Here is a 13,984-nt window from a genome sequence, read left to right as displayed (position 1 = left end):
GATGAGAATGGTGGATATTATTAAGAAGAAAAGAAATGGTGGTTCGTTGACAGATAAGGAAATAACCTTTTTTATCAATGGTTATACAACAGAGTCAATTCCGGATTATCAAGTCAGCGCACTTTTGATGGCCATCTATTTTAGAGGTATGACTGCGGAAGAACAAGCTCATTTAACAATGGCTATAGTAGAGACAGGTACCACCATCGATTTATCATCAATACAAGGGATTAAAGTGGATAAACATTCAACCGGTGGGGTGGGCGACACAACGTCACTCATACTTGTCCCTTTAGTCGCTGCATGTGGCGTTCCAGTTGCTAAGATGAGTGGTAGAGGACTTGGACATACAGGCGGCACACTCGACAAACTAGAGGCGATTGAGGGTTTTCATATCGAGTTGTCTAGTGAAGAATTTGTAAAACAGGTAAATACGTTAAAACTTGCGATAATTGGTCAAAGTAAAAACTTAACACCTGCTGATCAGAAAATTTACGCATTACGGGATGTAACTGCGACAGTAGATAGTATTCCGCTAATTGCAAGTTCTATCATGAGTAAAAAAATTGCGGCGGGGGCCGATGCCATTGTCCTTGATGTAAAGACAGGCAATGGGGCTTTTATGAAAGAGAAAGAAGAAGCAGTGAAGTTAGCAAATTCCATGGTGACGATAGGCAATCAAGTAGGTCGAAAAACCATGGCCATCATCTCTGACATGAGTCAACCTTTAGGGTTTGCCATTGGAAATTCACTCGAAGTCATAGAAGCCATTGAAACGCTAAAAGGAGAAGGCCCGGAAGACTTAACAGAACTCTGTCTTGTACTTGGTAGCCAAATGCTCGTTGTCGGTGAGAAAGCTGAGTCTTTAGAAGAGGGACGTAAAATGCTGGAAAAAGTCATCAAAGACGGCTCGGCACTTGAGTTGTTTGGTACTTTGATTGAAGCGCAAGGTGGGAATCGCGCAGTTATTCATGATACTTCTTTTCTCCCACAAGCTGAATTCAAAATAGAAGTTCAAGCTAACCGGTCAGGGTTCGTTAACGCGATTGATGCAAACGATGTGGGTGTTGCCGCAATGTTATTAGGAGCTGGCCGTGCAGCCAAAGATGATGAAATTGATTTGTCTGTAGGGATTGTTTTGAAAAAGAAAATAGGTGACTCTGTTCAAGAAGGAGATGTGATTGCTGTTATCCATTCAAATACAAAGGATGTTCAGCAAACAACAGAACTTCTACAAAGACATATTATTATAGGTGATGAAGCAGTAAAACCGCCAAAACTAATTGGTGATGTCATTTCATAATAAAATATATTAAAAGTAGCTATCTTATTTAACCGAAATTTGGTTAATAGGATAGCTTTTTTATATTCTATGTGTAAATCAATTCGAAGCGGTCAATACTTCTAAGGAGAGCGGGTTAATGTCGAAAATTAAGAAGTTTTACCGGTTGTTGACTAGTTTTGCTAAGTCAAAGGATTCCCCTTTATAGATGTGGAATAAAGCGCATGAAGGAGGGATTTTCTATGGCGAAAGTTGAGATTATGAGAAACGGGATTTTAATAGCAACACTAAGAGGTGAACTAGACAATCATAAGGCAAATCAAATCCGTTCGGAAATTTCATCGGCAATCTTTACAGGACAAGTGCGTGCAGTAATTTGGGATTTGGAAGGACTGGGTTTTATGGATAGCGCTGGTATTGGACTAATACTAGGAAGGATGCGTGATTTGGCTCCAATTGGCGGTGAAACACTTATTCTGAATCCATCAGCAACCATGAAAAAGATTTTTGGCTTTTCAGGTCTAGGTGAACATATTAGATATTGTTCGATCGAAGAAGCGATCGGGGAGATTGGAGGGGTTGTACATGAAAAATGAGATGACTTTATCATTTGTTGCTATTGAAGAAAACGAAGCACTTGCACGAATGGCGATGACGTGCTTCATTACCCCATTGGATCCAACAATCGAAGAAATTTCAGAATTTAAAACGATTGTGTCCGAAGCGGTTACAAATGCGATTCTACATGGATATGAAAATGATGGGAAAAGTCTAGTAACTATTCACGCAAAAATTGATGACGAAACGGTTTCAATGATAGTGAGTGATGAAGGGGCTGGTATCGATGATTTAGCAAGGGCAATGGAACCGATGTACACCAGTAAACCGCATATGGAGCGTTCAGGAATGGGTTTTACAATTATGGAGAGTTTTTCGGATAGCTTGTCCGTCGAATCGGTAATTGGCTCAGGTACTGTAGTCAAATTCGAGAAAAGATTTTCTCCGATTACGGAAACGAGCAGAATGAGGTGACGTATGGACGCATCCGTTGAAAAAAAGCATGCATTATTGTCCCAAGAGAAGATGAGAGAACTAATTAAGATTTCACAAGAAGGCGATAAAGAGGCGCGCAAAATGATGGTAGAAGGTAATACGCGTCTCGTTTGGTCGATTGTTCAACGTTTTGCTTCTCGTGGCGCAGACCCGGAAGACTTATTTCAAATTGGTTGTATAGGACTTATGAAGTCTATTGATAAATTTGACCTTTCTTATGAAGTAAAGTTTTCGACTTACGCAGTACCAATGATTGTGGGAGAGATTCAACGCTTCTTACGTGATGACGGCATGGTAAAAGTGAGCCGATCAATTCGCGAACTTAGTTTTAAAATTCGTCATGCAACCGATGATTATGTAAAAAAGAGTGGAAAGTATCCAACTTTAGCAGAGATTGCTGAAATATTAGAAGTTAAATTAGATGATGTCATCCTTGCATCAGATGCACTTCGAGATCCAGCGTCACTTCATGAACAATTATATGAAAATGAAGGCGATAGTCTAACGTTAATGGATCAATTAAGAGATGATCGCTCTGAAAGAGTGTTCGATCATATTCCATTACGCGATGTGATATCAAAATTAAACAAAAGAGATCAAACGATTATTTACATGCGCTACTATTTGGATTGTACACAAAGTGACATTGCCGAAAGAATAGGCATATCACAAGTTCAAGTGTCAAGATTAGAAAAGAAAATATTAGCCCAATTAAAATCATGGATGGGTGCCAACTTAGAGGAAAGTACAGTTAAAAAGTGAGGACGGATTTTAACGATGGAAAAACTTTTCAGATCAATGAAAGAGGGAGAAGAATGGTTTTATAAGTGTTTTGGTAAGGGGGAATCATATGATGCGACTGCACGGTCGATTCACTTGTGGGATATGCCTGCCTTACTTTTGTATATCAATGGACTTGTCGACGGGGATAGCTTGATATCGCTCTTAACTGAAATGCAAGGGACTGATGGTTGGGATGAATCGGAAGAAAACGATAATGAGCGTTTTCTTTCGTTTTTTCCGTACCATGCCGTCACCGAAGTAAAAGATCGAGATGAATTTCTAACGTCAATTTTAAGTGGACAGGTTGCATTTGTTACACCTAGTGGTTACGCGTTCATTATTGACGCTAGGTCTTATCCGGGTAGACAACCTGAGGAGCCTGATAATGAAAAAGTTATCCGAGGGGCTAGAGACGGTTTTACAGAAAACATCGTCATAAACACTGCGCTTATTCGCAGGCGGCTTCGGACGGAAAAATTACGATTTGAGATGCACCAAGTGACTGTGAATGGGAAAACGGATATTGCTATCGCCTATATCCAAGGTGCGGCAAGTGAAAAGAACCTTGATTTTATACGTGAGCGACTAAAAAAAATCATACATGATGGGCTTACGATGACAGACAAATCACTTGAGGAGTTTTTATTCAAACAAGGATTTAACCCCATGCCTTTTGTTCGGTATACTGAACGGCCAGATATTTGTGCTGCGCATTTATTGGAAGGACATATTGCTATCGTGGTCGACACATCGCCGTCCGTTATACTTGTTCCGATTTCATTGTTTCATCACCTACAACATGCAGAAGAGTATAGACAAGCGCCTCTAATTGGTACTTTTGTTCGGATCAACCGTTTTATAGGCACTGGATTAAGCCTTGTTCTTTTACCGTTTTGGTACTTACTTGCAACAGAGCAGCATTATCTTCCCGATTTTATGAGCTATATCGGTCCTAAGGATATTGGAGAAGTTCCCCTATTGGTTCAATTGTTGCTGGCAGACGTCGGCATTGAAGTGCTTCGAATGGCTGCTATTCATACACCTACCCCCATGTCGACAGCTATGGGCTTGGTGGCAGCAATTGTCATTGGACAAGTTGCAATTGATGTTGGGTTATTTACACCAGAAGTTGTTCTTTATGTTGCTGTAAGTGCGATTTTAACATTTGCAATTCCTTCGTATGAACTAAGTATCACGACGAAAATTTTCAGGATATGTATACTTTTGTCGACCGCAATTTTAGGTGCACCCGGATTTTTCCTTTCCATAGCCGTTTTGTTTTATTACCTATGTTCATTAAAACCAATGAATGTTCCTTATCTCTGGCCAGCTGTACCGTTTTTTCCTACTGCGATGATGCGAGTACTTATCAGGTTTCCAATGACTGCCGATGTCCCGCGTCCATACATTACAGATGCCCCGGAAAGAGACCGGACAAAATAGAACTTTGCAACTCCTCCACTTTCTATGATAAAATTTAAGATAGTAAAATTTAGAAGGAGGAATAGCCTCTATGCATCTGTATGGAACGCAGTCAATTAATGATAAAGGTCATTTAGCGATTGGCGGTATGGATACCGTCGATCTTGCTAATGTGTATGGAACACCGTTAATTGTTTATGATATAAATTTGTTCCGAGAACGGGCTAAAGCTTTCAAAAAGACTTTTCAAAATGCGGGGATTAAAGCGCAAGTTGCCTATGCAAGTAAAGCTTTTTCATCAATCGCTATTTATGAAGTCGCAAAACAAGAAGGTCTATCGCTCGATGTTGTTTCTGGTGGTGAATTATACACCGCCGTTCAAGCAGATTTCCCTAGAGAAAAGATTCATTTTCATGGGAATAATAAAAGCTATAGTGAAATTGAATATGCTTTTGACGAAAAGATTGGTTGTATTGTGATTGATAATTTCTTGGAAATTTCAATGGTTAAAGAAATTGCTGAGTCTAGAAACCAAGAGATGGATGTTTTACTTCGGGTAACTCCAGGGATTGAAGCGCATACCCATGACTATATTACAACGGGTCAAGAAGATTCCAAGTTTGGATTTGATTTAAAAAATGGACAAGCAGATGAAGCATTTCTTCAACTACTAGATCATCCATTAATAACGATATTAGGTATGCATTGCCATATTGGATCGCAGATTTTCGAAACGAATGCTTTTCGGGTTGCTGCTGAAACTTTGATTGAAAAAATGATTTCTTGGCGGAACCGAGATAACTTCGTTTGCCGTGTTTTAAACTTAGGTGGTGGATTTGGGATACGTTACACAGAAGCGGATCATCCATTAAGTCCAGCTGAATATGTCGAAGAGATGGCAAATGTTGTGTTAACCATGACACGTACATACAATTATCCGATCCCAGAAATATGGATAGAGCCAGGTAGATCACTTGTAGGAGATGCTGGAACTACTCTATATACAGCTGGAAGCATGAAAACAATTCCAGGTGTACGTGAATATATTGCAGTAGATGGCGGAATGTCAGATAATATACGACCAGCTTTATATGGTGCGAAGTATACAGCAGTATCTGCAAACCGAATGACAGAGCCGCATAATAAGAAAGTAACAATCGCAGGGAAATGTTGCGAATCAGGCGATAAATTAATTGAGGAAGCGATGATTGCATCACCGAGTGAGGGAGATATCATTGCAACTTTTTGTACTGGCGCATATAGTTATTCTATGTCGAGTAATTATAATCGATTGCCAAGACCAGCAATTGTTTTTGTAGAAAACGGAGAAGATCAACTCGTTGTTAGACGTGAAACTTATGAAGACATTTTGCGACTTGATTTACCTTTACAAAAAGTTAAGCGAGGAGAAGAAATATGAGAAAACGCAACTTAATGCTTTTCTTAGGAATTCTCGTCGTGTCTGTTATTTGGGGAGCGGTCTATTGGTTTTTTGTAGTACCTATAATTGATCCACAATAACAAATAATTATCAAAAAGGGCCTGTCATGAGGCTTCTGAAAAATATAGTTGAAGTTGTTGCCAACTACGAAATGATTTAGTTATGCATTCGGTAAGCGCGTTTTGTCTTGCGCACTTTTTCGTGGGACACTTAAGTCTTCGAGCTAAATCAGAGAGTGATGTTATCAAAGATTTTTCTATATTTATTCAGTGGTCTCGATGGTATTGGACGGAGTCTTTTTTTAGAAAAGAAGGGATTCACAATTATGCTTGTACGTTACAAGAGGACCTATGGGAAAATTGCGATGGGCTTATTATCTTATATGCCTGGAGAACATAGTGTGAAAGCGTTACAAGAAACAATTCAACAATATGAAACTGATGAAAGTTGGCAGTTGTTTCTTTGGAAAAAAGGGGAAGACTTTATAGGCATCCTCGGAATTGAAATGAATGCAGAAACTTTTACTTTGCATCATCTATCTGTCAATCCTTCCTTTCGAGGTGAAGGAATTGGAAAAGAAATCGTTGAGAAAATTCAAGAGCAATATCCTGATAAAGTTTGTCTGAGTACAGACGAAACGGATGCTTTTTTAAAAAAATGCAATAGTAACGAAGGAGGAGGCGACTAAGGTCTGCCCCTCTTATTTTTTTTCCGTTCTCTCAGAATATCTGTGCGGTCTCTGAGCATATGTTTATGAATAACAGCTTTACTTTCAAAAGGAAGTAAATCCATCTTTGGTTGAATACTTTTTATGAGCCTTTCAATTTTTGAAGAAGTTACTTTAATGGAAAATGAGGAAAAAGGTTGTTCTTGTATAATTTGTTTACTTGCAATCTTACTATTATTAATAAGAGAATCAATATCTATTCCTTCTGCGAAACTGTGCAAATCATTCTTTATTATCGTAAGTCGGGTAATTGCTTTTTTAATGGAACGCCCAGCCCCTATTGTATTTCCTCTACGCCAATGATACATGGCGGTAGCTAGTAATATATAACCAACAAGAGGATGCTCTTTCGTTTTATCGGGAAAGAGTTTCCAGTATTCTTCAAGAACTTCATGGCATTCAAAAAAGTCTTGATTCTCATTAAAGTAAACAATAAACTTTACAAACAGTGAATTATATAATGGTTTCATTATTTCATTCCTTTATACTATTATTTATTGATGGGTAGGTGGTTAAAATTGATCTATAAAGTTCGACTCGAAGCTTTTGAAGGACCACTAGATCTATTATTGCATTTAATAAATCGTTTAGAAATAGATATCTATGATATCCCTATGTCAGAACTGACCGAACAGTATATGGAGCACATCCATGCGATGAGGGTACTTCGACTAGACGAACTCAGTGAATACCTCGTATTGGCTGCAACCCTCATTGAGATTAAGAGTAAAATGTTGCTTCCCATTCACGAGGGAGAAGATTTTGGTGATGAAGCCGATTTCGATATTGAGGAAGATCCAAGAGATGAACTTGTTGCGCGTCTTATTGAATACAGAAAATATAAAGAAGCGGCTGATAGTTTAAAAGAGTCGGCGGATAACCGACTAGATCATTTTACAAAATCACCCGGTGATTTAGCGCAATTTGGTGAAGTTGTATCGGTTGGCGGAGAAGAAAGTTTAAATGTATTTGATTTAATTGGCGCATTTCAGAAAATGATGGATCGAAATAGATTAAAAGCCCCTATTTCAGCTAATGTCACCAAAACAGAGTTGTCTGTCGGTGATAAGATGGATGAAATAATGGGACGTCTTGCTGTAAATGGTGGTCGTTGTGATTTTAGCACGCTTTTCGAAGAAGGAGATACAAGCGAGCTTATTGTTACATTTATGTCAATCCTTGAATTGACATTAAGGGGCGATGTTTTTGTTGAGCAAACGAATAACTTTGCTAATCTAATTGTAACGTACGTGAAAGATGGTGATACCGATGGAAGATAAAACGAGTTTGCAAGGAATGATTGAAAGTTTTTTGTTTATTGCAGGTGACGAAGGTCTAACGATCAAACAATTGATGACTGTAACTGAACAAGGCGAATCCGCTGTGAGAAATTCATTAGCAACAATGCTTCAAAATTATGAAGAACAAATTGAAAGAGGGATCACATTAAAAAAATATGGGGGGTCTTATAGGCTTGTCACAAAAGCAAAGTTTGCTGATAGTATCAAGCGATTACTTGAAAACCCGTCTCCGCAGTCAATTTCAAAAGCTTCTTTAGAAGTTTTGGCAATTATTGCATATAAACAACCTGTCACTCGCGTCGAAATCGATGATCTTCGAGGTGTTAAATCAGAAGGTCCAATACATACGTTGGTAGCAAGGGGGTTTGTCATGGAGATGGGACGTTCAGAAGGAACTGGACGGGCGATATTATATGGAACGACAAAGTTGTTTTTGGATCGATTTGGATTAGAGTCAATTGAAGGTTTACCGCCTTTAATCGTGAGAGAAGAGGAAGATGACGGAAATACTGATTTATTTATGACGCAATTTCAAGAAGCATTTAGAGTTGAAAATGATGGAGGAGGAAATACTACTTGAAACGAGCCATTGCACTTCTTCTTTTTATGGCCATCATGTTGTTTGCTGGAGGTAAAGAAGCAAGTGCGCATTCCGCTTGGGTTGTAATAGATGCTGAAACAGGACGAATACTCTCGGGGTCGAACGAAAATGTTCCCCTTCCAATCGCGAGCCTAACGAAAATATGGACCGCATTCACTGTATTAGAAAGTGGTGCTTCGCTTGGAATGACAACAATTTCCCCGGCCGCAGCTGCCTCTGAAGGGTCATCAATCTATTTAAAGCAAGACACCACTGCTGATGTGGAAGGTTTGTTATATGGACTTATGCTACGATCAGGTAATGATGCGGCATATGCGCTAGCGGAGCATGCTGGAGGGTCACTCCAAGGTTTTGTAGATTTAATGAATGAGAATGCAGTCTTGTATGGTTTAAACGATACTCATTTTACTAATCCATCAGGACTACACAATGATCTCCACATCTCAACAGCTTATGATACAGCGTTAATGATGTTTTATGCCATGCGTAATGAGACTTTCAGGAAAATCGCAACAGCGCATACGTATGACTATAAACTTAATAATGAAAGTTATAGATGGCAAAACAAACATCGGTTAATCCTGTCAAATGAGACGGCTATTGCTGGGAAAACTGGTTTTACCAAAGCAGCTGGACGAACGCTAGTCACGTATTTTGAGAAAGATGATAAAAAAGTGATTGTCGTGACATTGAATGACGGAAATGATTGGAATACACATAGATATTTATCAGAAGAAGCATTTTCGACGCATAATCTAGTTACAGTTGCGAAAAAAGGGACATATTCAATCCTTCCTGGGATGGTGGGTGAAATTGAAAAGCCCCTACAACTGTTACTGAAAAAAGGTGAAAAGGATAAAGTTTCCCATATTGTTCGAATTCCACGCGGGAAAAACAAAAAGAGTGTCGGGCAATGGACGGTCTATTTTGACAATGAGCCATTAATCACCTCTGAAATAATTCTCACACAATAAAGTCAATTTGATAATTACGTCGGAAATATGGCGACTATAGGAAGACTGACCTAATTATAGGACAGTCTTCTTTTAATTTGGCGCAAAGTATGACATAATTTTTCACAGTACGTAGGACGGGGTGAACGAAATGGAAAGATTACAAAAGGTAATGGCACAAGCAGGAATTGCTTCTAGAAGAAAATCAGAGGAACTAATTGTGGGTGGAAAAGTAAAGGTCAACGGGGTTACGGTGACTGAGCTAGGAACACGTGTCTCAATGACGGATCAAGTTGAAGTTGAAGGAGTTCAAATCGTAAAAGAGGAAAATGTTTATTATCTTTTATATAAACCCAAAGGCGTTATTTCAACAGCAAATGATGATAAGGGAAGGAAAACCGTTGTGGATTTTTTCCCGCTAATCGAAGAAAGAATATATCCTGTTGGACGACTCGATTATGATACATCAGGCGTTATTATCCTAACGAATGATGGAGACTTTTCTTATTTGATGACGCATCCGAAATTTGAAATCAAGAAAAAATATATCGCAAAAGTAAAAGGCATTCCATCGAGGGAAAATTTACGTAAACTTGAGCGAGGTATAGAACTTGAAGACGGGATGACAGCTCCAGCAAATGTAAAAATGCAATCACTGGATAAAAAGACGCAAACTGCGATTGTTGAGATTACGATTCACGAAGGTAGAAACAGACAAGTTCGTCGGATGTTTGATGCGATTGGCTGTCCTGTCGATAGTTTAAAACGAGAAGAATTTGCAATTTTATCGACTCGTGGTTTAAACGCAGGGGAAGCTAGAGAGCTAACAATTCATGAAGTAAAACAATTAAGAGTTTTAGCGGAAACTGGGAAAATAGGATAAAACCCATATTCCGTTCACACTTAATTCATTAATATCAAAAGCTTAATGGCCGTCATTTGTTATAATGTAATCAGATTATTTATTTGGAGGTTGTATGAATGTCGCAACAAAATCGAATTGCTGCAAAAAAGAAAAACCGATTAATCATTCGAACGATTGTACTTATTCTGCTGGCAGCAGCAATTATATTTGCTATCACCACACGTGATAAAGTTAAGGTGATCGCGATCGGTGATCATGCGCCTGATTTTGAACTTATGGATTTAGACGGAAACAAACATCGTCTTTCTGATTACAAAGGTGAGGGAGTTTTCTTGAACTTCTGGGGCTCATGGTGTCCACCTTGTAAAACAGAAATGCCTTACATGGAAAATCAATATAAAGAGTTTGAGGATAAAGGAGTTCAAATATTAGCCGTTAATCTTAAAGATACCGTTTTAAAGGCGGAATCCTTTAGAGATCAAATGGATTTAACATACCCTATCGTTAGGGATCCAGATGAAAGTGTCAGGCAGGCCTATAATGTTTTGCCACTTCCAACTACGATTCTCATTAATAAAGATGGGATTATTGAAGATATAATAACAAAGGGAATGTCAGAAGACGAAATACATTCGTTTATGAAAAGCATTCAACCCGAGTAAGGAGTCTAAAAAATGAGCAAGATCAAATGCCAGTGCGGCCATGAGAATCCATTTGGCACGGTGCTTTGTGAGCGATGTGGTAGACCGCAGACTGAAGATGCTATTAAAAGTAAAACTGTTGATATGCGTTACGAAGGTTCTGCGCGTAGATCACAAACATATAAGCGAACAATCATTGATAAGATATGGAATTTCTTTTCAAGTGTAAAAATTGGAATCAGTATCATCATTGCAGTTCTAGCAACCTCTGCAATAGGAACATTATTCCCACAAAAACTATACGTTCCTGTCTCAGACGCTGAATTAGGTGAATATTACGAGCGATTATACGGCTTTGTTGGCGTCATTTATTATAATCTCGGATTTCATGATATGTACAATAGTTGGTGGTTTATAACGCTAATTGGAATGCTCGGAACATCTATTATCATCGCGAGTGTTGATAGAGTCATTCCACTATATAAATCATTAAAAAAACAACGAACAAAACGCCATCCATCATTTATGAAACGGCAACGAATTTATGGCATCGGAGAAGTTGAAGATGCAGACGTCTCCATTGAAAAAGCAGCCGAAAAGCTAAAGAAATTACGATATATTGTAAAAATTGAAGATGGTGCAATTCTAGCTGAAAAAAACCGTTTCTCTAGATGGGGTCCGTACGTTAACCATACTGGATTAATTATATTCCTAAGTGCGATTTTACTTCGTGGAATCCCAGGGTTTTACGTAGATGAAACACTTTGGATTAGAGAAGGCGAAAAATTAGAGATTCCTGGTGCGCCTGGATACTATCTTGAAAATAACGGATTTACGATGGAAAATTATTCAGCTGAAGACGAAGGAAATGAGGTTTTCAGTACTGCCTTAGAACGTGTAGGAACCATTGCGGAAAATTATCAGACTGACGTTACGTTATATAAAAATGCTGAAGATGCAGTTCCTGGACAAACTGAGAACATTGAAGTCGTCAAAGAGGATTCAATCATTGTAAACCATCCATTAAAGTTTGATGGTTATAGTATTTTCCAAATGGATTTCCGTCTTGGTGAATTAAAATCTATGACATTTCAGTTAACTGAGAAGTCGTCTGAAGAGTCATTAGGTGAGTTCACGATAGACCTCATTACGCCGGAGAAGCAATATGATCTCGGGAATGGTGCGGTTGTTGAACTAAGAGAATACTATGCGGATTATGATGGGATTAAAGACGGCGAACCATTCTCAAAATCACCGATTCCAAATAATCCTGCTTTTATCTTTAAAATGATCACACCGGAAAAACCACAAGGTGAAATGAGTTTTGTCGCAATTCAACAAACACTCGAAACAGATGAAAATGATTATAAGGCGAATTTCCTAAGTGCCGAAACTCGTGATATATCTGGTTTGACTATTCGGAAGGATAGAACATTATATATGTTACTTCTTGGTGGAATCGTGTTCATGATCGGTGTTTCACAAGGCTCTTATTGGAACCATAGAAGAATATGGGTTCAAAAAGGAGAAGGTAATGAGATATTGCTTGCAAGTCATACGAATAAGAACTGGTTCTCCTTGCGTAAAGAAATTGACCAAGTACAAGCATATGCAAATTTACCTGAATACGAAGATCGTGAAGATAAGGAGTCCGAACTGGACGATGAGAAAGGGGACTTTAACTAATGGATTTTGCGTCATTAAGTTCTAATTTACTGCTAGTTTCATTTATCGCATATTTAGTTGCAACGCTTTTCTTCGGAGGGGCCGTTAAAGGTGCCAACTCAGAAAAAGCATACAAAAATAGTAAATGGGGAACCATTGGAATTATCGTTACAGCTGTTGGATTTCTAACGCATATTGGCTATTTCATCACAAGATGGATAGCATCCGGTCATGCACCGGTTAGTAATATGTTTGAATTTACGACTGCATTTGCAATGATGCTTGTTGGTGCTTTCATCTTACTGTTTTATATGTATAGAACACCCTCATTAGGATTGTTTGCATTGCCGATTGCAGTCATTATTATTGGCTATGCAAGTATGTTCCCGACTGAAATCACACCGCTTATTCCAGCGCTTAAGAGCTACTGGTTGACGGTACACGTTATTACAGCAGCACTTGGAGAAGCAATTCTTGCAATTAGTGCGGTAGCTGGACTTGTTTTACTACTGAAAAACGTTGATTTAACGAAAAAATCAAAAGAACGTTTTTGGTTGGAATCTGTAATATTCACATTAGTTTTGGTTGTTGGATTCATCCTTTCGTCAACTGTTTTCTCTGTGATAGGAAACGAATCTGAATTTACATTTGTCGATAAAAACGGTAATTTAAGTAAAATAGAATATACTTACCCACCACTGTTCGGTATGAATGAATATGAGGCTTTGACACCTGAAGCAATGACGCCGTGGTTTGAAATGCCAGCAATTGTGAATGCAAAGACATTAACAACTTTTGTATGGTCAGTGGCTACCGGGACTATTCTCTATCTTATATTACGGCTGATTATTCGTAGGCCAGTTGCGACGTTAATGCAACCATTCGCCAAAAAAGCGAACACGCGTTTAATGGATGAGATAGGCTACCGTGCAGTATTGATAGGTTTCCCTGTATTTACACTTGGTGCTTTAATATTCGCAATGATTTGGGCACACGAAGCATGGTCGAGATTCTGGGGCTGGGATCCCAAAGAAGTTTGGGCACTAATTACATGGCTATTTTATGCGGCATTTCTACATTTGCGTCTTTCTCGTGGATGGGAAGGTAAAAAGTCAGCTTGGCTAGCTGTAATTGGTTTTGTAATCATCATGTTTAACTTAATTGCTGTAAACTTAATCCTTGCAGGGTTGCATTCTTACGCATAACTAAATAGAGACTGCATGGATTACCTGAAAATCCATGCAGTCTTG

Annotated in this window: 15 protein-coding genes; 14 read left to right on the top strand and 1 reads right to left on the bottom strand. The window is 38.7% G+C overall.

The genetic code is table 11. From position 1 onward, the window contains the following. Nucleotide 1: 1 nt before the first annotated feature. The 7 genes from AC25Y1_RS02730 (at nt 2) to AC25Y1_RS02700 (ending at nt 6,669) form a co-directional block, all read left to right on the top strand. Nucleotides 2–1,303, top strand: a complete 1,302-nt coding sequence (locus AC25Y1_RS02730) for a pyrimidine-nucleoside phosphorylase (RefSeq protein WP_488146413.1) — start codon at nt 2–4, stop codon at nt 1,301–1,303. 221 nt (nt 1,304–1,524) lie between these two features. After that, nucleotides 1,525–1,878, top strand: coding sequence for an STAS domain-containing protein (locus AC25Y1_RS02725; RefSeq protein ID WP_488146412.1), 354 nt, complete (start codon nt 1,525–1,527; stop codon nt 1,876–1,878). Next, nucleotides 1,868–2,314 carry an anti-sigma F factor gene (spoIIAB, locus tag AC25Y1_RS02720; protein ID WP_488146411.1) on the top strand — a complete coding sequence of 149 codons (447 nt, stop codon included), beginning with the start codon at nt 1,868–1,870 and terminating at the stop codon, nt 2,312–2,314. The genes AC25Y1_RS02725 and spoIIAB overlap by 11 nt, the downstream gene beginning before the upstream one ends. A gap of 3 nt (nt 2,315–2,317) precedes the next feature. Next, the gene (locus AC25Y1_RS02715; protein ID WP_488146410.1) at nt 2,318–3,097 is read left to right on the top strand and encodes a SigF/SigG family RNA polymerase sporulation sigma factor; all 780 of its coding nucleotides are present in this window, start codon (nt 2,318–2,320) and stop codon (nt 3,095–3,097) included. 15 nt (nt 3,098–3,112) lie between these two features. Next, nucleotides 3,113–4,561, top strand: coding sequence for a spore germination protein (locus AC25Y1_RS02710; protein ID WP_488146409.1), 1,449 nt, complete (start codon nt 3,113–3,115; stop codon nt 4,559–4,561). Between the two features lie 70 nt (nt 4,562–4,631). Further along, nucleotides 4,632–5,960 (top strand): diaminopimelate decarboxylase, encoded by a 1,329-nt coding sequence (gene lysA, locus AC25Y1_RS02705; protein WP_488146408.1) that lies wholly within the window; start codon nt 4,632–4,634, stop codon nt 5,958–5,960. A 346-nt stretch (nt 5,961–6,306) separates the two neighbouring features. Next, entirely contained in the window at nt 6,307–6,669 is a 363-nt protein-coding gene (locus AC25Y1_RS02700; protein ID WP_488146407.1) for a GNAT family N-acetyltransferase, read from the top strand. Here AC25Y1_RS02700 and AC25Y1_RS02695 read toward each other — a convergent pair. Further along, a complete protein-coding gene (locus AC25Y1_RS02695; protein WP_488146406.1) occupies nt 6,666–7,178 on the bottom strand; it encodes a DUF309 domain-containing protein in 513 nt (170 codons plus the stop codon). The two genes, AC25Y1_RS02700 and AC25Y1_RS02695, sit on opposite strands and share 4 nt — an antisense overlap. Nucleotides 7,179–7,226: 48 nt before the next feature. Here AC25Y1_RS02695 and AC25Y1_RS02690 point away from each other — a divergent pair, with 48 nt between their 5' ends. The 7 genes from AC25Y1_RS02690 to ccsB all read left to right on the top strand — a co-directional run bounded on the left by AC25Y1_RS02690 (nt 7,227) and on the right by ccsB (nt 13,939). Then, entirely contained in the window at nt 7,227–7,988 is a 762-nt protein-coding gene (locus tag AC25Y1_RS02690) for a segregation/condensation protein A (RefSeq protein WP_488146405.1), read from the top strand. Further along, nucleotides 7,978–8,589 (top strand): SMC-Scp complex subunit ScpB, encoded by a 612-nt coding sequence (gene scpB, locus AC25Y1_RS02685; protein WP_488146404.1) that lies wholly within the window; start codon nt 7,978–7,980, stop codon nt 8,587–8,589. The genes AC25Y1_RS02690 and scpB overlap by 11 nt, the downstream gene beginning before the upstream one ends. Further along, on the top strand, nt 8,586–9,584 hold the full coding sequence (locus AC25Y1_RS02680) for a D-alanyl-D-alanine carboxypeptidase family protein (RefSeq protein WP_488146403.1): 999 nt from the start codon (nt 8,586–8,588) through the stop codon (nt 9,582–9,584). Before scpB ends, AC25Y1_RS02680 begins: the two co-directional genes overlap by 4 nt. A gap of 130 nt (nt 9,585–9,714) precedes the next feature. Further along, entirely contained in the window at nt 9,715–10,446 is a 732-nt protein-coding gene (locus AC25Y1_RS02675; protein ID WP_488146402.1) for a pseudouridine synthase, read from the top strand. A gap of 98 nt (nt 10,447–10,544) precedes the next feature. Continuing rightward, nucleotides 10,545–11,090, top strand: a complete 546-nt coding sequence (gene resA, locus AC25Y1_RS02670) for a thiol-disulfide oxidoreductase ResA (protein WP_488146401.1) — start codon at nt 10,545–10,547, stop codon at nt 11,088–11,090. 12 nt (nt 11,091–11,102) lie between these two features. After that, nucleotides 11,103–12,755 carry a cytochrome c biogenesis protein ResB gene (gene resB, locus AC25Y1_RS02665; RefSeq protein WP_488146400.1) on the top strand — a complete coding sequence of 551 codons (1,653 nt, stop codon included), beginning with the start codon at nt 11,103–11,105 and terminating at the stop codon, nt 12,753–12,755. Then, nucleotides 12,755–13,939, top strand: coding sequence for a c-type cytochrome biogenesis protein CcsB (ccsB, locus tag AC25Y1_RS02660; protein ID WP_488146399.1), 1,185 nt, complete (start codon nt 12,755–12,757; stop codon nt 13,937–13,939). The genes resB and ccsB overlap by 1 nt, the downstream gene beginning before the upstream one ends. The last annotated feature ends 45 nt before the right edge of the window (nt 13,940–13,984 follow it).

It is taken from the genome of Sporosarcina sp. Y1009 (assembly GCF_057669865.1).
This window is presented reverse-complemented; position numbering and strand designations above follow the sequence as displayed.

Excerpts from the sequence above, each read along its gene's own strand:
- AC25Y1_RS02725 (WP_488146412.1), top strand. The coding sequence starts at position 1,525 with ATGGCGAAAGTTGAGATTATGAGAAACGGGATTTTAATAGCAACACTA.
- AC25Y1_RS02715 (WP_488146410.1), top strand. The coding sequence starts at position 2,318 with ATGGACGCATCCGTTGAAAAAAAGCATGCATTATTGTCCCAAGAGAAG.
- AC25Y1_RS02710 (WP_488146409.1), top strand. The coding sequence starts at position 3,113 with ATGGAAAAACTTTTCAGATCAATGAAAGAGGGAGAAGAATGGTTTTAT.
- resA (WP_488146401.1), top strand. The coding sequence starts at position 10,545 with ATGTCGCAACAAAATCGAATTGCTGCAAAAAAGAAAAACCGATTAATC.
- AC25Y1_RS02700 (WP_488146407.1), top strand. The coding sequence starts at position 6,307 with ATGCTTGTACGTTACAAGAGGACCTATGGGAAAATTGCGATGGGCTTA.
- lysA (WP_488146408.1), top strand. The coding sequence starts at position 4,632 with ATGCATCTGTATGGAACGCAGTCAATTAATGATAAAGGTCATTTAGCG.
- scpB (WP_488146404.1), top strand. The coding sequence starts at position 7,978 with ATGGAAGATAAAACGAGTTTGCAAGGAATGATTGAAAGTTTTTTGTTT.
- spoIIAB (WP_488146411.1), top strand. The coding sequence starts at position 1,868 with ATGAAAAATGAGATGACTTTATCATTTGTTGCTATTGAAGAAAACGAA.
- AC25Y1_RS02730 (WP_488146413.1), top strand. The coding sequence starts at position 2 with ATGAGAATGGTGGATATTATTAAGAAGAAAAGAAATGGTGGTTCGTTG.
- AC25Y1_RS02695 (WP_488146406.1), bottom strand. The coding sequence starts at position 7,178 with ATGAAACCATTATATAATTCACTGTTTGTAAAGTTTATTGTTTACTTT.
- AC25Y1_RS02675 (WP_488146402.1), top strand. The coding sequence starts at position 9,715 with ATGGAAAGATTACAAAAGGTAATGGCACAAGCAGGAATTGCTTCTAGA.
- ccsB (WP_488146399.1), top strand. The coding sequence starts at position 12,755 with ATGGATTTTGCGTCATTAAGTTCTAATTTACTGCTAGTTTCATTTATC.
- resB (WP_488146400.1), top strand. The coding sequence starts at position 11,103 with ATGAGCAAGATCAAATGCCAGTGCGGCCATGAGAATCCATTTGGCACG.